General features: G+C 63.9%; 26 protein-coding genes. 11 read left to right on the top strand and 15 right to left on the bottom strand.

Going from position 1 to position 25,793, the window contains the following annotated elements; genetic code table 11:
* Window positions 1–2 precede the first annotated feature (2 nt).
* Genes AB7535_RS10835 through AB7535_RS10825 form a run of 3 tightly spaced genes read right to left on the bottom strand, consistent with a single transcriptional unit; the run spans window position 3 to window position 2,103 of the window.
* Window positions 3–761 (bottom strand): outer membrane protein, encoded by a 759-nt coding sequence (locus tag AB7535_RS10835; RefSeq protein ID WP_135214398.1) that lies wholly within the window; start codon window positions 759–761, stop codon window positions 3–5.
* A gap of 52 nt (window positions 762–813) precedes the next feature.
* On the bottom strand, window positions 814–1,323 hold the full coding sequence (locus tag AB7535_RS10830) for a porin (protein WP_063983916.1): 510 nt from the start codon (window positions 1,321–1,323) through the stop codon (window positions 814–816).
* A 51-nt stretch (window positions 1,324–1,374) separates the two neighbouring features.
* A complete protein-coding gene (locus tag AB7535_RS10825) occupies window positions 1,375–2,103 on the bottom strand; it encodes an outer membrane protein (protein WP_167767995.1) in 729 nt (242 codons plus the stop codon).
* Between the two features lie 568 nt (window positions 2,104–2,671).
* Between AB7535_RS10825 and AB7535_RS10820 the strand changes: the two genes are divergently transcribed.
* Window positions 2,672–3,883: an acyl-CoA dehydrogenase family protein gene (locus AB7535_RS10820; RefSeq protein WP_135214400.1), complete on the top strand. Its 1,212-nt coding sequence runs from the start codon at window positions 2,672–2,674 to the stop codon at window positions 3,881–3,883.
* A gap of 659 nt (window positions 3,884–4,542) precedes the next feature.
* On the opposite strand, the gene AB7535_RS10815 is transcribed toward AB7535_RS10820, so the two are convergent.
* From AB7535_RS10815 to AB7535_RS10800, 4 genes are read right to left on the bottom strand one after another with little or no spacing between them, the layout of a single operon-like run.
* Window positions 4,543–5,409 (bottom strand): efflux RND transporter periplasmic adaptor subunit, encoded by an 867-nt coding sequence (locus tag AB7535_RS10815; RefSeq protein ID WP_439036234.1) that lies wholly within the window; start codon window positions 5,407–5,409, stop codon window positions 4,543–4,545.
* Window positions 5,406–5,612, bottom strand: a complete 207-nt coding sequence (locus tag AB7535_RS10810) for a DUF1656 domain-containing protein (RefSeq protein WP_028146630.1) — start codon at window positions 5,610–5,612, stop codon at window positions 5,406–5,408. Before AB7535_RS10810 ends, AB7535_RS10815 begins: the two co-directional genes overlap by 4 nt.
* Window positions 5,609–7,660, bottom strand: coding sequence for an FUSC family protein (locus AB7535_RS10805; RefSeq protein WP_439036233.1), 2,052 nt, complete (start codon window positions 7,658–7,660; stop codon window positions 5,609–5,611). Before AB7535_RS10805 ends, AB7535_RS10810 begins: the two co-directional genes overlap by 4 nt.
* Before the next feature lies 1 nt (window position 7,661).
* Window positions 7,662–8,135: a MarR family winged helix-turn-helix transcriptional regulator gene (locus AB7535_RS10800; protein WP_439036232.1), complete on the bottom strand. Its 474-nt coding sequence runs from the start codon at window positions 8,133–8,135 to the stop codon at window positions 7,662–7,664.
* A gap of 92 nt (window positions 8,136–8,227) precedes the next feature.
* Between AB7535_RS10800 and AB7535_RS10795 the strand changes: the two genes are divergently transcribed.
* Window positions 8,228–9,454, top strand: a complete 1,227-nt coding sequence (locus tag AB7535_RS10795; protein WP_439036231.1) for an MFS transporter — start codon at window positions 8,228–8,230, stop codon at window positions 9,452–9,454.
* A 9-nt stretch (window positions 9,455–9,463) separates the two neighbouring features.
* On the opposite strand, the gene AB7535_RS10790 is transcribed toward AB7535_RS10795, so the two are convergent.
* On the bottom strand, window positions 9,464–10,372 hold the full coding sequence (locus tag AB7535_RS10790; protein ID WP_439036230.1) for an amino acid ABC transporter substrate-binding protein: 909 nt from the start codon (window positions 10,370–10,372) through the stop codon (window positions 9,464–9,466).
* Between the two features lie 355 nt (window positions 10,373–10,727).
* Between AB7535_RS10790 and AB7535_RS10785 the strand changes: the two genes are divergently transcribed.
* Genes AB7535_RS10785 through AB7535_RS10765 form a run of 5 tightly spaced genes read left to right on the top strand, consistent with a single transcriptional unit; the run spans window position 10,728 to window position 15,247 of the window.
* A complete protein-coding gene (locus AB7535_RS10785) occupies window positions 10,728–11,522 on the top strand; it encodes an ABC transporter ATP-binding protein (RefSeq protein WP_223153603.1) in 795 nt (264 codons plus the stop codon).
* Complete coding sequence (locus AB7535_RS10780) at window positions 11,519–12,262, top strand: ABC transporter ATP-binding protein (RefSeq protein ID WP_439036229.1); 744 nt, start codon at window positions 11,519–11,521, stop codon at window positions 12,260–12,262. The genes AB7535_RS10785 and AB7535_RS10780 overlap by 4 nt, the downstream gene beginning before the upstream one ends.
* Window positions 12,259–13,113, top strand: a complete 855-nt coding sequence (locus tag AB7535_RS10775) for a branched-chain amino acid ABC transporter permease (protein WP_439036228.1) — start codon at window positions 12,259–12,261, stop codon at window positions 13,111–13,113. The genes AB7535_RS10780 and AB7535_RS10775 overlap by 4 nt, the downstream gene beginning before the upstream one ends.
* The gene (locus AB7535_RS10770) at window positions 13,110–14,087 is read left to right on the top strand and encodes a branched-chain amino acid ABC transporter permease (protein WP_439036227.1); all 978 of its coding nucleotides are present in this window, start codon (window positions 13,110–13,112) and stop codon (window positions 14,085–14,087) included. Before AB7535_RS10775 ends, AB7535_RS10770 begins: the two co-directional genes overlap by 4 nt.
* Before the next feature lie 20 nt (window positions 14,088–14,107).
* Window positions 14,108–15,247, top strand: coding sequence for an ABC transporter substrate-binding protein (locus AB7535_RS10765; protein ID WP_041957648.1), 1,140 nt, complete (start codon window positions 14,108–14,110; stop codon window positions 15,245–15,247).
* Between the two features lie 65 nt (window positions 15,248–15,312).
* Here AB7535_RS10765 and AB7535_RS10760 read toward each other — a convergent pair whose 3' ends face one another.
* From AB7535_RS10760 to AB7535_RS10745, 4 genes are read right to left on the bottom strand one after another with little or no spacing between them, the layout of a single operon-like run.
* Window positions 15,313–16,752, bottom strand: coding sequence for an amidohydrolase family protein (locus AB7535_RS10760; protein ID WP_439036226.1), 1,440 nt, complete (start codon window positions 16,750–16,752; stop codon window positions 15,313–15,315).
* Window positions 16,753–16,779: 27 nt separating this feature from the next.
* Window positions 16,780–17,805, bottom strand: coding sequence for an ABC transporter substrate-binding protein (locus AB7535_RS10755; RefSeq protein ID WP_028146640.1), 1,026 nt, complete (start codon window positions 17,803–17,805; stop codon window positions 16,780–16,782).
* A gap of 40 nt (window positions 17,806–17,845) precedes the next feature.
* Window positions 17,846–18,622, bottom strand: coding sequence for an ABC transporter permease (locus tag AB7535_RS10750; protein WP_439036225.1), 777 nt, complete (start codon window positions 18,620–18,622; stop codon window positions 17,846–17,848).
* Window positions 18,622–19,479 (bottom strand): ABC transporter ATP-binding protein, encoded by an 858-nt coding sequence (locus tag AB7535_RS10745; RefSeq protein WP_439036224.1) that lies wholly within the window; start codon window positions 19,477–19,479, stop codon window positions 18,622–18,624. Before AB7535_RS10745 ends, AB7535_RS10750 begins: the two co-directional genes overlap by 1 nt.
* A 196-nt stretch (window positions 19,480–19,675) precedes the next feature.
* Between AB7535_RS10745 and AB7535_RS10740 the strand changes: the two genes are divergently transcribed.
* Window positions 19,676–20,434: a GntR family transcriptional regulator gene (locus tag AB7535_RS10740; RefSeq protein ID WP_439036223.1), complete on the top strand. Its 759-nt coding sequence runs from the start codon at window positions 19,676–19,678 to the stop codon at window positions 20,432–20,434.
* On the opposite strand, the gene AB7535_RS10735 is transcribed toward AB7535_RS10740, so the two are convergent.
* Entirely contained in the window at window positions 20,431–20,847 is a 417-nt protein-coding gene (locus tag AB7535_RS10735) for a nuclear transport factor 2 family protein (RefSeq protein ID WP_166352371.1), read from the bottom strand. The two genes, AB7535_RS10740 and AB7535_RS10735, sit on opposite strands and share 4 nt — an antisense overlap.
* A 148-nt stretch (window positions 20,848–20,995) precedes the next feature.
* On the opposite strand from AB7535_RS10735, the gene AB7535_RS10730 reads away from it, so the two are divergent.
* From AB7535_RS10730 to AB7535_RS10720, 3 genes are all read left to right on the top strand, one after another.
* Entirely contained in the window at window positions 20,996–22,234 is a 1,239-nt protein-coding gene (locus tag AB7535_RS10730) for an amidohydrolase family protein (protein WP_439036222.1), read from the top strand.
* A gap of 73 nt (window positions 22,235–22,307) precedes the next feature.
* Complete coding sequence (locus tag AB7535_RS10725) at window positions 22,308–23,516, top strand: amidohydrolase family protein (protein WP_439037328.1); 1,209 nt, start codon at window positions 22,308–22,310, stop codon at window positions 23,514–23,516.
* Window positions 23,517–23,666: 150 nt separating this feature from the next.
* A complete protein-coding gene (locus AB7535_RS10720; RefSeq protein ID WP_439036221.1) occupies window positions 23,667–23,978 on the top strand; it encodes a hypothetical protein in 312 nt (103 codons plus the stop codon).
* 19 nt (window positions 23,979–23,997) lie between these two features.
* Here AB7535_RS10720 and AB7535_RS10715 read toward each other — a convergent pair whose 3' ends face one another.
* The gene (locus tag AB7535_RS10715; RefSeq protein WP_439036220.1) at window positions 23,998–24,915 is read right to left on the bottom strand and encodes a DUF1932 domain-containing protein; all 918 of its coding nucleotides are present in this window, start codon (window positions 24,913–24,915) and stop codon (window positions 23,998–24,000) included.
* Window positions 24,915–25,784: a hypothetical protein gene (locus AB7535_RS10710; RefSeq protein ID WP_439036219.1), complete on the bottom strand. Its 870-nt coding sequence runs from the start codon at window positions 25,782–25,784 to the stop codon at window positions 24,915–24,917. The genes AB7535_RS10715 and AB7535_RS10710 overlap by 1 nt, the downstream gene beginning before the upstream one ends.
* Between the last annotated feature and the right edge of the window lie 9 nt (window positions 25,785–25,793).

Genomic DNA, 25,793 nt, shown 5'->3' with positions numbered 1-25,793 from the left:
GCTCAGTAACGAGCAACGATGGCATCGCCGTTGAAGCGGTAGTTCACGCCGAGCTTCACGAGATGAAGGTCATGGTCGACGTTCTGGGTGCTGATCCGTGTGCTCAGCGCGATCGCGGCCGGACCGAAATACAGGTAGTCGTACTCCAGTCGCGCCGAGAGATTGCTCGTCAGCGCGTATTCAAGGCCGACGCCGCCGGTCAAGCCGGTCCGCTGGTGGTTCACGTCGAGCGGAGCAACCGTGCCGACATAGGCCTGGTAGGCGACATTTGCCCAGGCAACCCCGCCTTTGGCGTAAGCCAGTACGTTATCAAACGCGTAGCCGATGCGACCGGTGCCCGTCGCCAGTGCCTGGTACGACACTGAAAGCCCGGACAAGATGGGGTTCGCGGGATCGAACGGCCGATTGCCCTTGATCGACGCCCAGGAGAGATCGAGCTCGGCACCGACCACGATGTTGTCGAACTGCCAGTTGCCGCCAACCTGCGCACCTGCGAGCGCGCCCTTTGTGTCCATCGTGAAGCGATCTTGCGCGAATGCGAAGCTCGGGTCGACGAGCCGGCTGCTGCCCATGCCATAACCGCCATGAGCACCAATGTAGAAGCCGTTCCAGAGCGGCACCGGAGCGACGACCGGAGCCTTCACGGTCATGTCGGCCGCGTTCGCGGATGTGGCGGTGAGCGGCATGGCCGCGAGAAGCGGCGTGACGGCAGCAACGCAGGAGAGGAAGCGGCGCGCCGATCGCGAGAGAGAGATTGTCATGGGATGATCTTTCAAATGTCAGAATGAATCTTAGGAGCGAGCGTCGCGTGCATCACCAGGCGTACATGAAGCCCGCGCGGCCGAGGCCACGGACGTCACTCCACGATTGCGCCGGGATCGCCGTGCCGAATTCCGTCTGCGTGCGGTTGGTGAGGGACGTGAGGCTTCCCTTGTCGAGGCCGAGCGAGAAGCCGCCCGAGAACACGAAATTGCCGGAGACCCGCACGAGCCCTGAGAAGCCCGCTGCGTGCTGGCCGTCATAGGTCGCCCAGTGGGTCGAGACCGCGTAATTGGTGCCGGTCGGAAGCCACGGCGCGACGAGCGACGCGGCCATCGCGGTGCCGGTCGAAGCGCGGGTCTGCGCACGCGCGAGATCGAACTGGTTCGTCGCGATCTGGTTGGCGTTGGTGCAGGTGTCGGTGCCCGGAATGTAGAAGAAGCCGGCGCCGTACAAGGAGCAGACCTTGACGTACTCGACTGGAGCGGCGGCGTGGCTTGGTGCGGCGATCATGGCGCCGAGGCCGGCGGTGACGACTGCGGCGATCTTGGACATGGTGGACATGATGTTGTCTCCGAGGATTTCTGTTGAATGTTGTTTCGATGTGCCGGGGAATTAACGCGGGAGGCCGCCGTCGCCGTTGAAACGGACGTTGATGCCGGCCTTCACCACCTGGACGAAATGCTTGATCTCGGAGGTCGTGTCCTGGCTCACCCAATGCAGCGTTTCGGTGGGGAGAAAGATCGCGTTGTATTCGACCTTGGCGGAGACGTTGCGCAGGAAGGCCACTTCCAGGCCGACGCCGCCGACGGCACCGAACAGCTCGCGGTTGTAGTTGGTGATCTCCGGGGTGAACCGCGACGAAAGCTCCATGCGGGCATAGGCGGCACCGCCCTTGGCATAGGCGAGCCATTGGCCCGATGCATAGCCGACACGGCCCGTCGCGGTCGCGAGGGCGGTGTAGCCGACCCCGTTGGTGGTGCTCGACGTGAGAAGGGGCGAGGTGCTGGTGTTGCCCTTCACGAAGGACCAGGAGCCGTCGACCTCGGCACCAAGGACATAGTTGCCCAGCTGCCAATTGTAGCCGAGCTGCCCGCCCGCGAGCGGTCCGTTGTAGTAGGCAAAGAACGGATTGTTGGCGGGGCTGTTGAGGGGATCGCGAAACTCCGACTTCCCCCATCCCCAGCCGCCATGGACACCGGCGTAGAATCCAGACCAGGAGACGACGGGTGCAGGCAGCGGACCGCCGGCGAAAGCAGGTGAAGTGATAGTCGCGCTCACCGCTGCAACGGCGGCGGCGAGTCTGATGCGGTGAGTGACGGAACGTCCTGATTGCGTGTGCATGTCGATGTCCATTTCCTTTTCGAATCCAAGATTGATGTTCTTATATTTCTCTATTTTAGATTGTGCTTTGAGACGCAACGTTTGGATCAAGCCCTTGCTTGCTTTTGAACGAACGAAACCGGCGACCGCGCAGCTTGCGGATCGACGGGACGAACTATCGGTTGTTGGAAGAACCCGCGCGCAGTCTAGGACAATGCGCTCCGCGTCCTATCGACTGGCGAACTAGGGGCGCGCGATCCGTAAGGATGTGCTTCCGTAGTCCCCTTGTGTTGTCATGACTGCTGCCCCCACTTTTGATTGAGGCCGATCTTAGGCACGACCTTTCGGATTGCCAGTCGCGTCAAAGTCACAGTTGCTGATTGTTTCCCACGCGCTTCTCATTCGGTGCACAAACGCAAGACAACGCATGAATGGACGTTAATATCGCTACGCAACAGGTGAGCTCTGACGCGATTTGCGCAGAGCCGCGCCGATGAAAATGCGATGAGGCAAGCGCCGCTATCGCCGACTCGATTCTGATGCAGGCCGGCCCCGCGTGCAGGCGCTGCTTGATCTACAGGAGGTCCAGATGCTCTACCCGATGTCGCCCAAAGTCGTCGAACTCAAGCGCAAGCTCGAAAGTTTCATGGACCGGCACATCTATCCGAACGAGGAGCGCTTCTATCGCGAAGCGGAGGAGCTCGGACCGTGGAAGGTCTATCCGGTCGTCGAGGAGCTGAAGCCGCTGGCGCGCGCCGAAAGTCTCTGGAATTTGTTCCTGCCGGAGTCCGGCCACGGCGCGGGTCTCACCAATCTCGAATATGCCCCGCTCTGCGAGGTGATGGGGCGCACGCATCTGGCGCCCGAAGTGTTCAACTGCTCGGCGCCCGACACCGGCAACATGGAGGTGCTGGAGCGCTATGGCACGGAGAAGGACAAGGAGCGCTGGTTGAAGCCGCTGCTCGCCGGCGAAATCCGCTCCTGCTTCGCCATGACCGAGCCCGCGGTCGCATCATCCGATGCGACGAACATCGAAAGCTCGATCGTGCGCGACGGCGACCATTACGTCATCAACGGGCGGAAATGGTACACGACCAACGCAACCGATCCGCGCTGCAAGATCTGCATCTTCATGGGCAAGACCGATCCGGACAATCCCGACCGCCACAAGCAGCAATCCATGATCCTCGTGCCGATGGACACGCCGGGCATCGAGGTCAAGCGTCCGCTGCCCGTGTTCGGCTTCTACGGCGTGCCCGACCGCGCTTCCGAGGTCGTCTTCACCAATGTGCGCGTGCCCAAGGAGAACATGCTGCTGGGCGAAGGCCGCGGCTTCGAGATCGCACAGGGCCGCCTCGGCCCAGGCCGCATCCATCACTGCATGCGGCTGATCGGCCTTGCCGAGCGCACACTGGAAAAGATGTGCCGCCGCGTGCGCAGCCGCGTCGCCTTCGGCAAGCCGGTCTCGGAGCAGACCGTGACACAGGAGCGAATCGCGGAAGCCCGCATCATGATCGAGCAGGCCCGGCTGCTGACGCTTAACGCCGCCTATGCGATGGACACGGTCGGCAACAAGGTCGCGAAGGCTGAGATCGCGATGATCAAGGTCGCCGTGCCCAACATGGCCTGCCAGATCATCGACTGGGCCATCCAGGCGCACGGCGGCGGCGGCACCTCGAACGATTTCGGTCTGACCCAGGCCTACGCGACCGCGCGCCTGCTGCGGCTTGCCGATGGGCCGGATGAGGTGCACCGAAACCAGATCGCGCGGTTCGAGCTGAAGAAATACTCGAATGCCTGAGCAGACGCTGGTTCGTCAGTCCCGAGCCGACGCCTGAGCGTCGAAGTTTAATCGATGCTTGGCGGCTCCTGGATGGGTGCAGAGACATTTTGCTTCGAAATCGCTTCGAGCATCGCTCCGAAAATGATGATCGGCAGATAGAACGCAAGCATGATCGTATTCCTCCTGCTGTGACAACCTTGGCCTGCAGGACCAGGTTCCTCAAATTGACACTCGCCCGCCTCGGAACAATTTCGTCGCTTACCGAGCTACCGACGAAACCGAGTCGCAGGCAGTATCAGGAACGCATCGCGTCAATCGCATGGGCGATCAGAACGACTGCGCTCGCGGCAATGAGAAACACAAACAACCAGCTCATGTCCGCCTCCGATCCCGGAAGTGAACGCGGTCATCCATGCACAGTCAAAAACCATCGGTCTGGAACCGCTATTCAACGGCTGGCTGATGCTTCGCAGCAACATTTGCGTCCGCTCGCGGCTCTATCGGCAGAATGCCAAAAGGAGCAACGCGCCGACGACGCAGGCTGCCAGGACTAGAAACCAAACGCCCATACGGTCCCCCGACTCACACAAGCGCGTCAGGATTAGCCCTGCGATTTGGCATTGAAACGCCTGTTGGTGGTTTTCCCCAAGCCAGGCGCGATCCATGGGCTCGTTGCGTTAGTCCAATACCTCTACCGTCGCGGAGCGGCCGGCGACGAGCGAGATGGTGTCGGGGACATTGTCCAACGCGATGCGCACGGGGACGCGCTGGGCGAGCCGCACCCAGCTGAAGGTCGGGTTGACATTGGCAAGCAGGTTCGCGCCCTCAGCGCGGTCGCGGTCCTCGATGCCGGCAGCGATGCTCTCGACATGGCCCGACAGCGTGACCGTTTCGCCCATCAGGCGGACCCGCACCTTGTCGCCGGTGCGGATGCGCGCGAGCTTTGTCTCTTCGAAATAGCCCTCCACATGCAACGTGTCCGTGTCGACCAGCGCCATCACGCCCCTGCCGGCCGTGACGTAAGCGCCGGGACGCAGATCCATATTGGTGATGACACCGTTCACGGAGGCGTGGACCTCGCTGCGATCGAGGTTGAGCTGGGCGACCGCGCGGTCGGCGACGGCCTGATCGAACGCCGCCTTGGCCTGGAGCTGGGTGGCCAACACCTGCTCCTGCTTCTGCTGCGATACCGCATCGGTGGTCAGCGCGCTGTAGCGCTTCAAATCGGAATTGGCCTGGTCGAGCGTGGCCTGATGCCCCGCCACCGATGCATCGGCTTGCCGCAAGGCCAGCGCGAAACGTTCGCGATCAATCCGGAACAGCACATCGCCGCGATGGACTTTCTGGTTGTCCTTGACCAGCACCTCCGTGACGAACCCGGAGACGTCAGGCGCGACCTGCACCACATCGGCGCGGACGCGACCGTCGCGGGTCCAGGGCTGCTCCATGTAATAGACCCAAAGTTCACGGCCGACCGCGAGCGCGGCGACGACGGCGAGAACGGTCAGCGCAAGGCGGCCAAACCAGGCGAAATTCCCCTTCATGGCAAAAACTCCGAGAGATAGACGACGCCGCCGAGAAGACAGACGAAAATCGCGAAATCGAACAGCGCACGGTGCCAGACCAGCCGGTAGAGGTCGAAGCGCTGCATGAGCCGGCGCAGGATCGCGCTCAGGACATAGGCGACGATGATCCACAGCAGCAGCGCCGGTACGAGCACGCCATAGATGTCGATCACGTATCTCATGCTGCAACACTCGCGCCTGTACGCGGCCGGTAGGCCGGTGCGTCCGGGAACAGGCCGCGGCGGATGCCGACGAGGCCGATCAGAGCGTCTTCGCGCGCGCGGTCATTGGAATCCGTCACCGCCTTGGCCAGCGCCCGATCGACGCTGGTCAACAGCTCGGTCGGCATTGCTCCACCGGCATGGCTGCGGCAAGCGATCGCGAGCTGATCAAGCATGTCGTCGATGACGGCAATGGTGGTTGCGGCAAGCCCATAGCGGGCGCGGCGCAGGTCGATGATATTGATCCCGATTCGAAGCTGCACGAGGCTGTCGGCATCGTGGCGATCGCTCTCGGAGAGGAAGGCGATCCGCTGCACCAGAAGGCCCAGACGATGCAGCATGAGGCCCGCAAACTCCGCCCGATCATGCTTGCCACGGCGCTCGGCCGCGACCGCGAGCGTCTTCCAGCTCGACAGCACCAGGCGATGGGCGACCCACTCCGCGCCCACGCCGCGCGCGATCCGCGTCACGAGCTCGGCGATGACGACGCCGACGAAGAAGGCGACGGCGGAATTGGCATAGGATGCGAAATCCGCGCTGTAGGTCGATTGCAGCGCCAGCAGCGTTGCGGTGTTGGCGGCGAGCGCCATGCCTGTTCCCGCCGTTGCCGGCCGTCCGATCAGGAAGCCGTAGAGCAGAAAGGTCGGCGCCAGCGCGACGATCAGAACCTCGATATGAGAGATCGCGGGCACCAGCGCGAACAGATAGATCGCGACGACCACGATGGCGACCAGCGACCACAGGCCGAAACTGCGGATGAAACGTGCGGGCTCGTCCTGCGCGGCAAAGAAGGAGCAAGCGACCGCCGCCATCATCGGCGCCGAGGCGCCGTCCGGCCAGCCGGTCCCGATCCAGAACGCGCAGCAGATCAGGATGGCCGTGGCCGCGCCGGCCGCCGACCACAAGGCAAGGCCGCGGTCGCGATGGCGCACCGGCGCGGCGCCGGCCTCGGAACGGAAGGCCAGATCGAGCGTCGAAACATTGCGGCTCTCGGCGATGGCCTCGCTGAGCACGCGGCAGTCGCGCGAGAGGTCGACCAACTCGCGCAGCCGCAACAGCAGGCTCGTGGTGATGATCCGCTCCCATGAGGCGCTGTCATCGAGCACCGCCTGTCGCTCTGCGATCATGGCGCGGATCGGCTCGGCCGGTTGCCGCGCGCCGACATCGCTCGCAATCCATTGCGCAAGATCCTCCAGCAGCCGCTTCAGCTCGGGCTGCCGGCGCAACGCCTCCTCCCCCAGCGCAGCCAGCCGATCCTCCAGCGAGGCGATCACCGGCAACAGCATCAGCATGCGCAGCCGGATCTCGCCGAGACCAGTCACCGCATTGCGATCGGTCAGCCGGTCATACGCAAGATGAGTGGAAAGCGTGTCGATCTCGACGATGTCGGTCGCAAGCTTGAGTCGCCTGCCACGGCGCGTTTCACTCGTTCCCTGACGAAGCAGCACCGCCTGGCTCAGGCGCTGCGCATCCGACAGCCATGCGTCGACGCGGTTGGCGACGGCTGGCGCGACGCTGCGGGGAAGGACGATGGTGGAGACGAGGCTCGCGCAGATGATGCCGAGGGAAATCTCCTCCACCCGCGCAATGGCGGTATCGAAGATGGCGCCGGGCTCGGAGACGGAGGGAAACCCGATCAATGCGACCGTGTATCCCGCCAGCATGAAGACGTAGCTGCGCGGCGTGCCGTCGAGCAGCGACAGATAGAGGCAGAGCCCGACCCAGAGCGCGATCGCGAGGCAAAGCAATTCCGGCGCATCGATCAGGTTCGGCACCAGCGCCACCGTCATGGTGGCGCCGACCAGCGTGCCCATGACGCGGAAGAACGCCTTTGAGCTGGTTGCCCCCGCCAGCGGCTGCGAGGTGATGTAGACCGTCGCCATCGCCCAATAGGGCCGCGGCAGGTCCATGGCGAATGCGATGACGAGCGCCAGCATCGACGCGGCAAACGTCTTCAACGCAAAAATGACGTCCGCGTGGCGGACCAGGAACGGCTCGTCTGCGCGCATGCTATTTCGTCTCTGGACCGGTCTTGGTGTCCTGCAGGCGACTGGCCCGCTGTTCGATGCGCTGAAGAGTTTCGAAGGTTATCGCAAGTTCGTCCGCGCCGATATCCTTGAGCAGGCTCGACCGGACCCGGCGCAGCACCCGGTTGGTCTCTTCGACCTTCGCCTCGCCCGCCTTGGTCAGATGTAACGTTTTGGCACGGCGGTCGCTCGGATCCTCGCGGCGTTCAACCAGCCCCTCGGCCTCGAGCAGATCGATCAACCGGACCAGCGACGGCCCCTCGATGCCGAGCTCGTCGGCGAGCACGCCCTGTCGCACGTTCTCGCCCTGCCGCGACAGCACCAGCAGCGGAATCGCGGTCGCATAGGACAGGCCGTGATCGGACAGCGCCTGATCCGACTCGCGGCGCCAGATGCGGGCCAGTCGCGCGATCAGCCGGCCGATCTCGCCGTGGATACGAGCCTGCGAGGGAGCCATGCAAATTAGATAGGACGCGAACTATTAGCCTGCAACTATATAATCCAGCGTATCGCAATCGATCACGCAAATGCGAACGAGGACAGCGCCGGATGGGACCGGGTTCCGCGACCGAGGCAAGGGAGACGATAGCGGGCGAGAGCACGCTGACGCTGGTCCCGACCTTCGTGGTCGTCGCTGTCGACGCCACGGGCATGGGAATCATCCTGCCGTTGCTGCCGTTCTACTCGCAGCGGCTCGGCGCGACGCCGTTCCTGCTCGGCGCGCTGATCTCGGTCTATGCCGTCTGTCAGCTCGTTGCCGGCCCTGTGGTGGGCATGCTCTCGGATCGCTACGGCCGGCGGAAGGTTCTGGTGGTCAGCCAGATCGGGACTTTCATCGGCTTCATCCTGCTCGCATTGGCGGGCAACCTGACGCTGGTGTTCCTGGCACGCATCATCGACGGCCTGACATCAGGCAACATCTCGGTCGCTCACGCCTATGCCGCCGAGCACAGCGCGCCGGCAACGCGCAAACAGGCACTCGGCATGACCAGCGGTGCGATCGGAACCGGGCTGCTGCTCGGCCCTGCTCTCTCGAGCTTCCTCGTGCATTACGGCCAGACCGCGCCAGTGTGGGCCGCGGCCGCGCTCTCGCTGATCAGCATCGTTGCGACGATCGCCCTGCTCCCGCCTGATCACCCGGCATCCGAGCCGCTCTACCAGCATCGCGTGCCCGAGCCGACGCTGACCCGCAGCCTGCTCGGCATGCGCTATGCCTGGCGGCTGCTCGGCCTGCTCATCGTGTTCTTCTTCGTCAACTCGATGTTCCTGTCGCAGATCGGCCTGTTCCTGTCGGCGCGGTTCTCCTGGGACGGACATCCCTTCGGGGCGCGCGAGCTGGGCTGGATGTTCGCCTATGCCGGCTTCATCAACATGGTGGTTCAGGGACTGCTCATCACACGTGTGAGCATCATCGCGTCAGACCGCGGCATCGTGATGGCCGCGTTCGCTTGCATGGGTCTCGGATTTGCCGGACTTGCGGCCCGCGACAATGTCGGCCTGCTCGCGATCAACCTGACACTGATCATCGTCGGCACCATGTTCGCCCGCAGCACGCTGACGGCGGAGCTGTCGCGCTCGACCGCGATCAACCGCCAGGGCATGATCATGGGCCTCAACCAGTCCCTGATGTCGGGCGCGAATATCAGCGCACCGCTCCTGAGCGGCGCGCTGATCGGTCATCGGCTGTTCGTTCCGTGGGCGCTTGCTATGGCCGCCATCGCGGCGATCGGCGCGGCGCTGGCTGGCCAGCTGCTGGATGCACCGCGGACGCGCTAGCTCCTCGCCTCACTTCACCAGATAGACGTCGGGGTCAGCGCTCGAGCTCGGCGACTTGAAAGCATTGCGCAGGGCCGCCGACATCGGAACGTTGTAGTTGATATTATTCGGCGGCGTCGGCGATTCCAGCCAGCGCTTGTAGAGCACCTCGATCTCCGGGCTCGCGTAAAGCTCCGCGGTCGCACGATCGGCCAGCGCCTTGAACGGCGCATCCTCCCGCCGCAGCATGATCCCGAAGGGCTCGGCCTTCGAGAACGTCTCTTCGCTGATCATGAACAGCGCCGGCTCCTTCGAGCGCGCAATCGCGACCGCAAGCTGGACGTCGTCGAGCGCATAAGCCTGGGCGCGGTCGGTTTCCAGCAGCAGGAACGCTTCGGCTTGATCCACGGCCGGCATTATTCTGATACCGAGATTTCGCTCGGTGTTGACCTTGGCGAGCTGATTCAGATTGACCGAGCCTGCCACCGCCGTGACGGCCTTGCCCTTGAGATCGTCGATGGTGTTGATCTTCGCGGCTTTCTTGGCTGCAAACCGGGTCGCGCTGAGGAAATGCGTGTTGGTGAAGGCGACCTGCTTCTGGCGGTCGGCGTTGTTTGTTGTCGCCGAGCAGTGCAGATCGAGGGTGCCGTTGACCATCAGCGGAATCCGGTTTGACGACGTCACGGCGAGCGTGTCGACGGCGATGTCGGGCATGCCGAGCTGCTTCTTCACGGCATCCACGATCTTGAGGCAGATATCCATCGCAAAGCCGATCGGCTTCTGGTTGCCGTCGAGATAGCTGAACGGAACCGAGGCCTCCTGATAGCCCAGCGTGATCTTCTTGGTCTCCTTGACCTTCTGGAGCGTGCCGGACAGGTCCTCGGCCGAAGCTGCGCCCGCAAGACATGTGACGGCCAGGATAATTGTGGGAAGACGCATCGCAGGGCTCCTCAAGGGGGTCATGGGCTGCGCCGCGGCGCAACTCCAGGGTTCATAGCCCACAGCCTGGATGATCGCCAGATGAGGTTCCGTCTATCAGCTATTGCGGTTTTGTATGTACCACTGCGGGAGAAAATACCGTGCCGCGCCGTCAGGGTTGAGCGCGCTGCAGCGCAGGCCTCTCTGGTCTGACAACCAGTCAGCACAAGTTTTCAGAGTTGGCGCGCAATACCTTGCCTCTCGCGAGGCTGCCTCTCTCCTGCGATTTGATCCCACATCGATTGCCGTGCGCTGCCTCGCCAAAAAGGACCGGTTGCCGTAAGCGCGGCCGGGACAACAAGGGATGGACGGCCGGGTGGCAAGTTCCGGGGAAACGCGTCGCGGCGCGAGCGAGGTGCTGCGCGTCGAAGGGCTGACCGTGCAGTATGGCGCGCTCGTCGCCCTGCGCGACGTGAGCTGGTCAGTCCATAACGACGAGATCCTCGGCATCATCGGCCCGAACGGCGCGGGAAAAAGCAGCTGCTTTGCCGCCGTCACCAATGCCGTCACCCATCGCGGCCGCACATTCCTCGACAAGGCCGACGTCTCGGCGCTCCGGACGTTCGACCTCGCCGGCCGCGGCCTGCGCCGCACCTTTCAGCAGAACTCGTTCTTCGGCGAACTGACCGTCCTGCAGAACGCGGTCTCGGCCATCTTCCGCGATTTCTCGACCGATCTCGCCACATCCCTGTTCGCGCCCTGGCGCGAGGCCACCACGCGCCGCGCAGCCGAACTGGCGGCTGCACAACTGCTCGACTTCTTCGGCATCGCCCGGCAGTACCATGACCAGCTTCCCGGCGACATTCCCTACGGCGTGCAGCGCCTGCTCTCGGTCGCACTCGCCTATGGCACCGGCGCAAAGGTGCTCCTGCTCGATGAACCCGCGGCCGGCCTCAGCGGCGGCGACATGAAGAAGCTCGCCGACGTCCTGATTGGCCTGCGCAAGCGTAACCTCGCCCTCGTCGTCATCGAGCACCACATGGACCTCATCATGTCGATTGCCGATCGCATCGTCATGATCGACCAGGGTGCGATGCTGGCGACGGGAACGCCTGTTGACATCCAGCGCGATCCCCGCGTGCGCGAAGCCTATCTGGGACGCGACGAATGAGCGGCGTACTCCAGAGCGACGGTCTCTCGGTCCGCTACGCAGGCAATGTCGCGGTGTCAGGCGTCAATATCGGCGTGCCCGCCGGGCGAATGGTCGGCCTCGTCGGCGCCAACGGCGCCGGCAAGACCACGCTGGTCAATGCGCTCGCCGGCTGGTCCCGTGGGCGCGCCGTGGTCACCGGCAGCGTCCAGCTCGAAGGACGCAGCATCGAGAAACTCGCCGCGCACGAGCGGGTGACGCGCGGCCTTACGCTGGTGCCGGAAGGCAAGAACATCTTTGCGGAGCTGACCGTCGACGAGAACCTGGCACTGGTGCGGCCGCCCGCGGACACGATCGGCCGGCATCTCTTCACCATCCCCGAGGTTTTCGAGTTCTTCCCGCGCCTCGCCGAGCGTCGCTCGCACAAGGGCGCGGCGCTCTCCGGCGGCGAGCGGCAGATGCTCGCGGTCGGGCGCGCCTTGCTCGCCGGTCCGCGCGTGCTCATGCTGGACGAGCCTTCCGCAGGCCTCGCGCCCCGGCTGATCACCGACCTGCTCTCCCGCATCCGCCTGCTGGTCGACCGCGGCCTGCCGGTGCTGCTGGTCGAGCAGAACGTCAAGGCGGCGCTGAAGGTGGTCGATCACCTCTACCTGCTCGAACGCGGCAAGATCGTCGGCGAAGGTCCTGCCGACGTCATGGCCGCGGACCATCGCATCATCGAGGCCTATCTCGGCACCATCGCCGATGGAACGCCGGCATGAATATCGCGCAGCAGGTCATCAACGGCATCGTGCTTGGCTCCGGTTATGCCTGCATCGCGCTGGGCTGGACCATTTTGCTCGGCGTCGCGCGGCTGGTGAATTTCGCCCATGGCCAGCTCTACATGCTCGGCGCCTTCGTCACCTGGTACGCCATCACCAAACTGGGCCTGCCCTACCCGCTCGCCATTCTGGTGGCGATCATCGTGCTCGGCGTCATCGGCCTCCTGATGCAGAGCGCGATGATGCGCCTGGTCATGACGCAGAACCTCACCAGCCTGATGATCGTGACGCTCGGTCTCGGCTACGTCCTGCAGGGCAGCAGCGCGCTGATCTTCGGCGGCAATCCGCAGACGCTGCCCGGAACATTGGCGCGCGCCAAAATCGACATCGGTCCGCTCTGGTTCACCTGGCAGGACGTGCTGGTGCTGGTCGTTACCCTTCTTCTTTATGGCGCAGTCTGGCTGTTCACCCAGCGAACCCGCTTCGGCTCGGTCATCCGCGCCGTCGCCGAGGACCCGAAGCTCGCAGAGCTGTTCGGGATCAACGCAAAGTTCGTCTATCTCGGCGTCTTCGTGTTCGAATGTTCCGCTGTCGCGCTGGGGGCGGCGCTGGTGGCGCCCCGCTCGCCGATCCTGACCAGCATGGGTTTCAACGAGGTCATCATGACCTTTGTCGTGGTCGTGCTCGGCGGCATCGGCTCGATCGGCGGCGCGCTCGCAGCCGGGCTCGGGCTCGGCCTATTCACCGCCTTCTTCGGCGCGTTCGTCGCGCCGGCCTATACGACGGCGGCGGCCTTTGCGCTGTTGCTGGCGCTGCTCGTGATCCGTCCCGCGGGGCTTGCAACCAAATGACCGCGATCGAATCCCCGCAGCCCGCCTCGATCCCGTTCCTGCGCCTCACCCTAGTTGCGGCCTTCGTCGTGATCGGCTTCTTCCTGCCGCGCCTGCTCGGCGGTACCTCGGTCGCCTATTCCACGCTGACCACGATCGCGATCTTCGCGGTGATGTGCTACGGCGCCGACATCGTGCTGTCCTATCTCGGCGAGGTCAGCCTCGGCCACACCGTGTTCTGGGCCATCGGCGGCTATGCGGCCGCGAACCTCTCGGTCAAATACGGCCTGAACGGCTGGGCGACGGCGGCCGCGACGATCGCGCTGTGCCTCGCGGCCGCGGCCTTCCTCGGCGCCGTCACCTTGCGGACCCGCGAGTTCGTGTTCTCCCTCGTCACCTATGCGGCCGCCGTGGTCGCCTACGAGATCGCGTTCAACTGGGACGCCGTCGGTGGGTCCGACGGCATCGTCGGCATTCCGCCGCTGAAACTCCCATTGCTCGTGATCAACTTCTCCGGCGCGATGCAGGAAGATCTCTGGCCGATCGCCTTCGCGCTGCTGCTGCTCACCCTCGCCTTCATCGCGCGCTTCCGCCGCTCGCGGCTGGGCACCACCGCGCTGATGGTGCAGATGAACCCCGCGCTGGCCGCAAGCCTCGGCGTCGATCCGCGCCGGATCAGGCTCGCCGTGTTCGTGATCTCGGCACCGATCACCGGACTTGCCGGCTGGCTTTACGCCTATCAGCGCGCCTATGTCGGCCCCGACATGTTCGAGTCCTACTTCCTCGTCATGATGCTCACCGCGATCGTGCTGGTCGGGCGCCGTATCCTGCTCGGCCCCTTGATCGGCACCGCCCTCCTGATTGCCCAGCAGAACTTGCTGTCGCTCGGCGGCGACTGGAACAAGATCGTGTTGGGATCGGTGCTGGCGCTCGTCCTGATCTTCTGGCCCGCCGGGCTCGTGGGCCTCTACCACCGTATCACCAAGAAGACGTAGAACGCATTGGGAGGAAGCGCATGCACAAGACGAAACTGGCTCTCGCGCTATTGTTGGGTCTCGCATCTGTGCCAGCCGTGGCGCAGGACATCAAGGTCGGCACCATCTTTCCGCTCAGCGGCGGCGCCGGCCCTGATGGCCAGACCGTGACCAACGCCGTCAAGCTGATGGTCCAACAGATCAACGACAAGGGCGGCCTGCTCGGCCGCAAGCTGACGGTGATCTCCAAGGACGACGAGAGCACGCCCGCGGTCGGCGTCAGCCGCGCCAACGAGATGGTTGCCGAGAAGGCGGACATTGTCATCGAAGGCTGGAACTCACCGGTCACGTTGGCGATGCAGCCGATTCTTGCCCGCGGCAACATTCTCGACTTCACCGCGGTCTCGAAGTCGGATCTGATCCTCAGCGGCGAGACGAACCCTTACGCGATGCGCATCAACAGCTCGAACGGCTTCGACGCGGAAGTCATCGCAAAATACGTCGCCCAGACGATGAAGGCGAAGAAAATCGCGTTCCTTACCCAGAACGACGTCTATGGCAACGGCTTTCAGACCGCCGTCGAGGCCGAATTCAAGAAGATGAACTTTTCGGGCGAAGTCATCATGACCGAAAAGTTCGCGTTCAAGGACACCGATTTCCGCGTCCAGCTGACCAATATCAAGGGCGCCAATCCAGACGCCGTCATCGTCACTAGTTCGTCGAATTCCTCAGGCCTTCCCGCGCTGGTCGACCAGTATCGCCAGGCCGGCATAAAATCCACCTTCGTCGGCGCCGTCGGCATCATGCTGAGCACCGTGTACAAGGTCGCCGGCGACGCCAACAACGGCGTGATATCGGCCGACATCTTTTTCCCCGATCTGCCGCCGTTCACGACGCAGCCGGAGAGCGTAGCGTTCGTCGCCGCCTACAAGAAGGCCTACGGCGTTGATCCGGACAAGAGCGCCGCGCTCGGCGCCGCCGCCGTGCAGGTGTGGGCGCAGGCGGTCGAACAGACCAAGTCGCTCGATCGCAAGACCGTGGCAGAGGCGATCCGCGGCAAGCCCGTCAAGGGCACCGTGTTCGGCGACGTCCAGTTCCTACCGAACGGCCAGATGCAGCCTCGCTATGTCGTTTTCGAGGTGGTCGACGGCAAGAGCGCCAAGCTCAAGGCATTGCAGTAACGACGGCATTCGAGCCTTTGGGAGCGCGCGCCTGGTCGTCAGGCGGTCGTTTCCCTGGTCGCCTCCTACTCGCAAGTGAGCTGCTGCGCGAACCAACCGGAGACGCGCTCCGATAGGGACGGCCACATGCGCTGAAAACTTCCGAGCTTGCCGACATTGGCGCGGTACATCGCCCGCAATTCCTGCTCGATGGCCGGCAGGTCAACGCCCATGCAGGCCCCGTCGTTCGCGATCGTCTTGCCGGCGACGACGACCTCCTTCACCAGCGACGCATTGCCCCGCGCGAACAGAAGCGCCATGGGGTCGACGGGCATGATCTGATCTCGATCCAGCCGGTCGAGGTCGATCACGACGAAATCGGCGGGATTGCCTGCGACGAGTTCGCCGCTCCCGGGCGCGCCGGTGGCACGGCGCCCGTTGCGGACAGCAAGCGCGAACATCTCGGCCGGCGTCCATGTCGCCTTGAAGCCGAGGCCGCCATGGGCCATCTGCACCAGCCGCATCTCGCGCAGGATGTCGTCGTCCTCGTCCAGCGCCAACCCGTCGACGCCGACCGCGATGGCGCAGCCACATGTGTGTGCGGCGGCGATCGGGGCGAGCCCCGAGCGCAGATGCATGTTCGAGCTGAAATTGGTGACGATGCGCGCGCCGGAGGCCGCGATCATCTCCAGCTCATCGGGACGGGCGTGGATGCAGTGCGCCAGCGTCAGCCGCTCCGAGACGAAGCCGATATCGCGCAGCCAGCGCACCATGTCCGGAAAGTTTTGGTCTGCCCAAGCGCGCTGATAGACGGTCTCCAGCAGATGCATGTGAATGCGGCGGCCCGTCTGCGCCGAGTTCTCCGCCACCGCCTCCAACAGCGGCTTCGAACACCATTGCAAGCCGGCAGGTCCAAGCTGCACGTCGACCATCGGGCCGGAGATGGCGGCGGCAATCGCATCGGTCAGCTCGATATAGGCCTTCGGAGACATCGGCGCGCGGACAAAGAGGTCTTCGATGGTCTTGCGGTCGTCACTGGGGAGGCCGGAGAGAACCGGCTCGGCATCGCCATAAACGATCGGATTCTGGTCCCGCACCGCGAGGGCAAATGCCACGCGGATGCCGACATCGGATGCCGCCCTCGCAATCGCCTTGGCTTCATCGAGCAACGGCATCGTCCCGCTTGGGCGGGTGTAGTGCACCATCATCGCCGCGCAACCAGCCCTGGCGGAACGTGCCAGTGCGGAGGCCGCGGTCAGATAGGGGTCGATGGGCGAACCGAGCGCGGTGCGCAGGATCCAGCTTTCGAGGGGCATACCGACCGCCCCGAAGGACGACGCGGTCGCGCGCGCATGATCATGGGCGTTGACGAAGGCAGGAATGACGAAGGAGCGAGGCCCGCCAGCAGGCCCCGCTCCTTCAAGAATGTCGGTGATGATACCGTTATCGTGCCGCAGCACGACATTGTCGGTCACACCGAGATCAAGGCCACGGAACAGGCTGGTTGCCGCAATCTCCGTGGCCATGACGGTCTCTCCAAAGATCTGTGAAGATCAGTTGGCAGTATACACCAGCTCCCGTTCCGCGCGCGGCGGCAGGAACTCGCGCGAGAACACCTCTGCGGGCGTCGGCGCGCGGGCGAGCTGATAGCCCTCGACCACGATGCCGATGGCGCGCGTCATGCGGTCATCCTTGATGTCGCCGATGCCGATCTCCTTCATCTCCGGCGAGACGATCAGCTTGTCGAAGGAATATTGCAGCCGGCGTTTCTCGACGGCGACGTCGATCAGATTGTCGTAGTTCAGCGCCGCCTTCATGCCGGCGTTCTGGTCCTTGGCCACCGCGATCGCGCCCTTGTTGATGGCGCGCACGAGCCCGGCCACGGCCTTCGGGTTCGACGCGATCAGCTTCTTCGAGACCATCACGCCGTTGGAGTAGAGGTCGAGGCCGTACTCACCGAACGAGAACCATTTGAAATCCTTGTCCGGGTCCTGGCGGTTCAGCACCAGGTTGAAATAGCTGGTGATGTTGAACACGAGCGCAGCATCGATGTCGCCCTTGATCAGCATCGGCTCCTGGAGGTTCGGGGCCATGTTGGAGATCTTGATCTTCTCGCCGTCGAGCCCGTTCTTGCGGGTGAACACCGGCAACAGCCGCGTCGTCGGCGTGCCCTGCGCGCCGCCCAGCGTGTGGCCTTCAAAATCTTTGATAGTGTTGATGCCGCTGGTCTTCTTGGCGACGATCGCGAAGGGCGGCTGGTTCCACATCATGTAGACCATGACGGGCGCCTCCTGCGGTTTGGTCGAGGCGTTCTGGATGATGGCGTTGACGTCGCCGAAGCCGGCGTCATAAGCCCCCGACATCACGCGCGTGACGGTGGCGCCGGAGCCTTCGCCCTGGTCGATGACAACGTTGAGGCCTTCCTCTTTGAAATAGCCGTTGTCCTTGGCGTAGAAGAATGCGGCATCGCTGCCTTGCGTCTTCCAGCCCAGCGTGAACTTGATCGTGGTGTCCTCGGCCGTGGCAGCGCCCGCGGACAGGGCCAATCCCAGCAGCGCGACAGTTACTTTTCTCAACATCGAGACCTCCTCAAGCTTCGTTGCGTGACGGTTCAGAAATTCAGGTGGCGATCACGTCGTTCTTGCGCGTAGCCCAGCCGGTGACACGGCCTTCAATCAGCGAGAACACGGCGTAGAGCGCGACACCGAGGCCGGCGAGCACAAACAGGCCGGCGAACACCAGCGGCACGTTGAAATTCGAGGACGCGGTCATCATGACGTTGCCGATGCCGCGGTTGGAGGCGACCGTCTCCGACAGCACCGCACCGACGAAGGCATAGGAGATCGCGACCTTCAGCGAGGCGAAGAAGAACGGCATGGTCCTGGGCAGACCGACGTTCCAGAGGATGTCAAACTTGCTGGCGCCGAGCGCCTTCAACACGTCTTCCAGCTCGGGCTCGGTGGTCGCAAGGCCCGTGGCGATATTGACGACAATCGGGAAGAAGCAGATCGACAGCGCCGTCAGCACCGCCGGCACCGTGCCGGAGCCGAACCACAGCACGAAGATCGGCACCACCGCGACCTTGGGGATCGAGGAGAAGCCGATCAGCAACGGATAGCAGGTGTCATAAGCCGTCTTGGAAACGCCGATGACGGCGCCGAGGGCGACACCCAGCGCGACGCCGAGGACGAAGCCGAACATGGTGGTCGCGAGCGTCTGCACGATGTGCGGCCACAGCACCGGAAAGCGCTGGACCAGCGTGACAAAAACCTGCGACGGCCGCGGCAGCACCAGGTCGGACATGCCCGTCATCAAGCAGAACAGCTCCCAGGCGACGAAGAACAGCACGATCAGTCCCGCCGACCATGCCTTCTGCCTGATATCGATCCCGAACATCAGCCTATCCCCTGTTGCGCCGCACTGCGCGCATCCTCGATGAAGGCGCGCAGCTTCTGGTTCAGCGCGACGAAATCCGGCTCGAAGGTCATGGCAACGGTGCGCGGCCGCGCGAACTCCACACGGCTGTCATCGAGGATGCGGCCGGGACGCGCGCTCATCACGCAGATGCGGCTGGCGAGGAAACCGGCTTCACGCAAATCGTGCGTCACCAGCAGCACGGTCGGCTTGTGCGTCATCCAGAGGTTCTGGAGGATCGCCCACAGCTCCTCGCGGGTGAACTGGTCGAGCGCGCCGAACGGCTCATCCAGCAGCAGCATCCGCGGCTCATGGATCAGCGCACGGCAGAGATTGGCACGTTGGAGCATGCCGCCGGATAGCTGCCAGGGATAGCGACTGCCAAATCCCCTAAGGCCGACCTGCTCCAGCAGCGCATTGGCCTTGTCGCGAAACTCGGTCTTACGCAGCTTGCGGAAGTTCGAGCGGAACGGCTCGACGATCTTCAGCGGCAACATGATGTTCCGCTCGATCGTCATCCACGGCAGCATGGTCGGGTTCTGAAAGGCCATGCCGACCCGCAGCGCCCGCGCCGCGACCTCGCGGCCGCCGACGATGACGACGCCGCTGGTCGGCTGCACCAGGCCGCTGACGAGACGCAAAATGGTCGATTTGCCGCATCCGGACGGGCCGACCAGTGCGACAAACTCGCCGTCGGCGATCCGCAACGTCGTCTTCGACAGAGCGGGCACGGCGCGGTCGCCGCGCCCGAAGGTCACGGAGGCCTCGGACAGCTCGATGGCAACAGGGCCGGAGCCTTCGGGAACAGGCTGACCGTCAAATTGGGCGTTCGGTTGCATGCGCATCACAGCCAAAGTGCATGCAAGCTGGGTGCCAATCGACCGGCCCCGCAAAATCAACGATTTGGCCAAGCGACGCACCAAACGACCGGATTCGATTTAGGCAATCCGGACGCCAAACTGCATGCAATTGGAGCGCTGGATTGGCGCGGGGTTGTGCTAAAGGGTCTTCGACCCACCCCTCAAGGATTCGCCGATGGCGGCGCGCACCACCAGCAAGACCTCTGAATCATCGGACAAGGTCGGCGTGATCTGCCGCGCGCTCAGGCGCGCGATCATCGAGCAGGCGCTGGAGCCCGGCGCAAAGCTGCCCGAGGATGCGCTAGGCGAACGTTTCGGCGTCAGCCGCACCATCGCACGCCACGCGCTGGGGCAGCTTGCTGCCGAAGGCCTCGTCGAGCTCCGCCGCAACCGGATCGCGGTGGTGGCAACGCCGAGCTGGCAGGAGGCGCGCGATGCATTTGATATCCGCATCCAGCTCGAGGGCCTTGTCGTCCGCCAGCTCGCGGGCAAGCTGAGCAAGAGCCAGATCGCCGAGCTGAATGCCCATGTCGATGCCGAGGACCGCGCGCGCGGCGGCACGGACGCGGTTTCGATCCGGCTCGCCACCGAATTCCACATCCTGCTCGCGCACATGACGAACAGCCCGATCCTGGTGCGCTATGTCAGCGAGGTCGCCTATCGCTGCTGCCTGACGCTGTCGCTCTACAGCCGACCGCATTCCACCGAATGCGCGATCAACGAGCACCGCGCCATCATCGCATCGCTCGCCAAGGGCGACGAAGCCAAGGTGATGCAATTGATGCATCATCATCTGGATTCCGTGGCCAATCGTGCATTGGTGGCCCCCACCCCGCAACGTGGCCGCGACCTGCTCGATATTCTCGCGCCCTATGCGGACGAGCTGACGAGTGACCGCGTCGTCAAGCTACCGAAGATCGCCCGCAGGGGCTAAGCCTCGATACCGCGCTGAACCAGGATACGCTCGGCACTGTCGTTCCAGACATCCATCTTCACGATCTGGCCGCCCCTCACCACGAAACGATCGACGTAGCGATTGCCCTCGAACGGCGTGCCGTCCATCCACTCGCCATAGAGCGTGCCGACGCTGTAGACGACGGTCTCGTCCGCGCCCGGGCAGACGTCGAACCGGTCCATCTTCTTCTTGACCCAGCGATAGCGCTTCGCATTGAAGCCGGTCGGCCCCCGCGGGTGATCGAACTCGCGCCCGCCGGTAAACGTGATCACGGTGCCCGGCTTCATATAAGCCGCGGCGGCGTCGGGATCGGGTATCATCGAGGCCGTGAGATAGGCCTCCACGATCTCGGCGTCGGTCATCGGGCGTTCGGCTTTTGCGGGGACAGACATGGTGGGCTCTCCGAGGTGCCAGCATTCTACAATTCATGCCCCAAAGTGCATGCACATTTTTTGAACAATTTGGTGGCATAACTGCACACAATCTGGAGCTGCCAGCTTCTACAGCTTCCGCTAGGCTACCACAGCTGAATCCGACGCCATGACCGCCCAACCCGCCTTCGACCTGATCTTCCGCAACGCGCTGTTGCGATCATCCGCCGCACCCGTCGATATCGGCGTGAAGGGCGGCCGCATCGCCGCGATCGAGCCACGGCTTGCCTGCGAGACCGTCGAGGTCGATGTCGGCAGGCGCCTCGCCCTGCCCGGCTTCGTCGACACCCACATCCATCTCGACAAGGCCTGCCTGCTCGGCCGCTGCGGGCACAATCACGGCAGCGTCTCGGACGCGATCCGCGCCGTGGCCGGGATGAAGAAGGACTTTACGGTCGAGGACGTCTACGCGCGCGGCGCAAAAGTGCTCGAACGCGCCATCGTGCATGGCACGACGCGCATGCGGACCCATGTCGAGATCGACCCCCGCATCGCCTTGCGCGGCTTCGAGGCGGTCAAGGCGCTGAAGCGCGACTATGCCTGGGCGATCGACCTGTCGCTCTGTGTCTTCCCGCAGGAAGGCCTGACCAACGACCCCGGCAGCGAAGAGCTGCTGGTGCAGGCGCTGCGCGACGGCGGCGAAGCAATCGGCGGCTGTCCCTATATGGACACCGACCCGAACGCGCATCTCGAACGCATCTTCGATCTCGCGCAGGAATTCGACGTCGACGTCGACCTCCATCTCGATTTCGATCTCGATCCCTCCTGGTGGCACCTCGACGAGGTCTGCCGGCAGACCGAGCGGCGCAACTACGGGGGACGCGTGGCGATCGGTCATGCCACAAAGCTCTCGGCGCTGCCGCCGGAGCGGATGAAGGCGGCCACCGCGCAACTGGCGACATCAGGCGTTGCCGTCACCGTGCTGCCCGCAACCGATCTCTATCTGATGGGCCGCGAAGCCACCCACAACGTGCCGCGCGGGCTGACGCTTGCGCACAAGCTCGCCGGCGACGGCGTGCTGTGCTCGGTCGCCACCAACAACGTGCTCAACCCGTTCACGCCGTTCGGCGACGCGTCGCTGCTGCGGATGGCAAACTTCTATGCCAACGTCGCGCACGCTTCGGTCAGCGACTTCGATACCTGCCTCGATCTCGTGACCGAACTGCCGGCGCGGCTGATGAACCTCGGCGATTACGGCATCAAGGTCGGCAACCCCGCCGATCTCGTCGTGCTCGATACCAAAGACAGCCGCTTCGCCATCGCCGAGTTGCCGGACATCGTGATGGGCTTCAAGGCTGGCCGGCAGACGTTTGAGCGGCAGCGGCCCACTTTGTTCGGGCCTAGCTGACCGAGTTTCCGCGCCTTGCGCCCGACCCGCAGCTTGCGCGATGATCATGACAATCGACCAACGGAGCAACCGGATGGCCTTCGACACGATCTTCCTGAACGCGCGCTTCGACGGCGGAGCCCGGCATCACATCGCCGTCGCCGACGGCCGCATCGCCGCGATCACGTCCGTCGATGAACGTCCCGCCGCAAACGAGACCATCGACCTCGGCAACGTCCTCGTCGTTCCCGGCTTCGTCGAAGGCCACATCCATCTCGACACCAGCTTCTATGGCGACGCCTGGCGTCCGCACAAGCCATGCACCAACGGGTTCGACGTGCATGAGCGCGTCGCCTTCCAGGCCCAGAACATGGCCGTATCAGCGCCGATGGATGTGCGCGCACGCAACCAGCTCGACCTCTGCATCGGCCACGGCACCACGCAGATGCGCAGCCACGTCATGGTTGACGGCTCGGTTGGCCTGAAATCGCTCGAAACGATTTTGCGCGTGCGCGAGGAATACAAGGACCTGATCGACATCCAGCTCGTCGCCTTCCCCCAGAGCGGCATCCTGATGAGCCCGGGCACGCCGCAATTGCTGGACGAGGCCATCGGGCTCGGCGCCGATCTCGTCGGCGGGCTCGATCCCGCAAGCTTCGATCGCGACATCGAGAAGCATCTCGACGTCGTGTTCGGCGTGGCCGGCAAGCACGGCGTCGACGTCGACATCCATCTGCATGACATGGGCACGCTGGGCGCGTTCGAAATCGAGCAGATCGCGGCGCGCACGCGCGCGCTCGGCATGGAGGGACGCGTTGCCGTCAGCCATGCCTACGGGCTCGGCGACATCCCCATGGATCAGCTCAAGAAGATCGCCGACACCCTCGCCCGCTCGGGCGTCGCGATCATGACCAATGCGCCGGGCGCCCGGCCCTTCCCGCCGATCCTGGCCCTGCGCAATGCTGGCGTCACCGTCTTCAGCGGCAACGACAACATCCGCGATTCCTGGTGGCCCTATGGCGACGGCGACATGCTGCGCCGGGCCACGACGCTCGGCTATCGCTCGGGCTTCAATATCGACGAAGAACTGCGCGTCGCGTTCGATGTCGTCACCGTATCCGGCGCAACGGCGCTGCGGCTCGAAGGCTATGGCCTGCGCGTCGGCGCCAAGGCCGATTTCGTGACATTGAATGCCGAGCATATTCCTGAAGCCGTTGTCGGAGTGCCGCAAGGGCGCTCCGTGTACAAGGAAGGCAAGCTCGTCGCATGCGACGGTAAGATTGTCGGGAAGCGCGGCCAATGATCGGATCTTTTCCGTTCGATTATACCGCTAGCTTTCCTCACTCCCCAATCCGGTAGAATCCCTGACCGTAAATACGCGCATTGCACGACGGGCCAAGGAGATCATACTAAGACCCGCACTGACATCTGCGTTCTCTTGGGGAAGTATGGAATGTTCAGCGCATTCAGCAGCATCGATTACCATTCCATTCGGGCCAACACGCCCGCCGAGATGGCCATCAAGCGACTGACCGGCATCGGCGAAGTCCTGTCGGGCATCGACATATCGGCAATCCACACGCAGGACGACATGGCCCGCGCGCTGTTGACGCTCGATACGGCCGACAAATGCATTCGCACGATTCTCACCGAGTTCCGCACCGAGCGCACCACGGAAGTCGTCCGCGAAGCCACGAGCCTGATCAGCCTGATCGAGCTCGCGCGCGACGAACTCGCGGACTACGCGGCGGCAGCAGAGTCTTGAGCTGAATGCGCGCTGGATCTCAGCGCTTGATCTTCGCCAGAATGCGATCCGCCTCGGTGCGCCAATCGGCGCTGCGGGCAAATTCCTTCGTCCCCTTGATGCCGAACAGGCCTTCATCAGCGAGATCGGCGACCCAGGCCTGCCGCTCGGCGGTGCCCTGCGCCGACCACGGCGTCAGTCCGACCTCGCGCACGGTCTCCGCGACTTCACGCACCTCCTCGGCGCGGCGACGGCCGTGCTCGATCACGCGCTGGAAGCAATAGGCGCCCTGCTTCTCCCAGTCGATCGCCGGAAACGTCTCCGCGAGCGAGGCCAGCACCGCATCCTCGACGCCATAGGCGCGCGCGGTGGTGAAGCTCTCGATGACCATGGCCTCAAGGCCCTTGATCATGATGCTGCGGCACATCTTCACGGCCGACGACACGCCGAGCTTGTCGCTCGCAACCTTGGCCGCGAACCCGATTGCATTCAGCAGCGGCTCGAGCTCCCTCGCGCCGGGGCCGCCGAGCAGCAGCGGCACCTTGATGCGATAAGGCGGCACCGAGGTCATCACGGCCCCCTCGACATAGCGTCCGTCAGCGCCGTCGATCAGAGCGGCGGCGCGCTGCTTGGCACCCGGCGAGGCCGAATTGAAATCGAGGAACCAGGTGCCCTGGTTGATCGCAGCCGCGCAGGCTTTTGCAACAGGCACGGCCTGGCTCGCCGTGACCGCGGAGATGATGAAATCGGATTTCGCGGTCAGCTCGGCGTGAGACACGGCCAGCGTCACGCCGAACTTCGCCGCATGCTCCTTCAGCGGAGCGCCGTGCTCGCCTGCGAGCTTGATGTCGTAAGCGGCTACCTGGATATCCTGCTGCCGCAAATCCTCAGCCAGGATCCTGCCGACCTCGCCGTAGCCGACGAGCCCGATCTGCCAGCGCCTGGGATCACCTGCCATCAATTCAATCCTCGTGTCGTCGCGTCGAACAGCTCCTCGACCGCATAGCGGCGCGGGATCAGCGCCTGCTGGAATGCGTAGTCGACGATCCGCTCCAACGGTTTTCTGTTCGCATCGATCCCGAACGGAACGAGGTCGGGCGTTGCCGCGGGTCCCACCTGCTCCTTGCTCCGCTTAAGCAGATCATAAACGCCTGTGACTACGTCGGGGCGCAATTTCGCAAGCTGCTCGGTCACGACCACGAGATGATTGACCGGGACGACGCCACGACGGGTGTACCATTTGGCAGCCTCTGCGGCAGGATCGGAGAATAGCGGCTTCAACGTGGGATGATCAGAGGCCTCGCCGAGGACGGCGTCGAGCTCGCCATCGATCAGCATCTGCAAGATCTTCTTGTCCTTCGGCGCGCGCTCGGTGGTGTCGACATATTCGGCAACGTGCGGATCCTCGAAGGTGACCCAGTTGATCTTGTCGAGATTGACGCCGTAATCATTGGCGAGGATGCCCCTGATCCAGGCGCCGGTCGTGGTCGTGAACGAGCGGATGCCGACGCGCTTGCCTTCGAGATCGGATGGCCCGAGCACTCCCCTTGCAGGGTTGTAGAGCGCGTAGGAATGCTGAAAGCGGCCGAGCATGGTCGCCGGTAGCAGCACCAGCGGCTTGCCATGCGCCTTCGCCATCAGATAGGTGACGATCGCCATCTCGCAGACGTCGAACGCCTGCTCCCGCACCATCGGCTTGAAAGCCGTGTTGGTCGGCGTGTACGCGATGAAGTCGAGGTCGAACAGGTCCGAGCGGAGCTCGCCGCTCTTCACCGCCTGGACATGGGGGTGACTGCCGAGCACAGCCTTCAACTTGAGACGATCCATCCGCCCGCT

The organism is Bradyrhizobium sp. 956_D2_N1_4 (genome assembly GCF_052076025.1).
In the GTDB taxonomy this organism is placed as follows: Bacteria; Pseudomonadota; Alphaproteobacteria; order Rhizobiales; family Xanthobacteraceae; genus Bradyrhizobium; species Bradyrhizobium barranii.
Note: the sequence above shows the minus strand (reverse complement) of the source record. Positions and strands in the feature narration are given on the sequence as shown.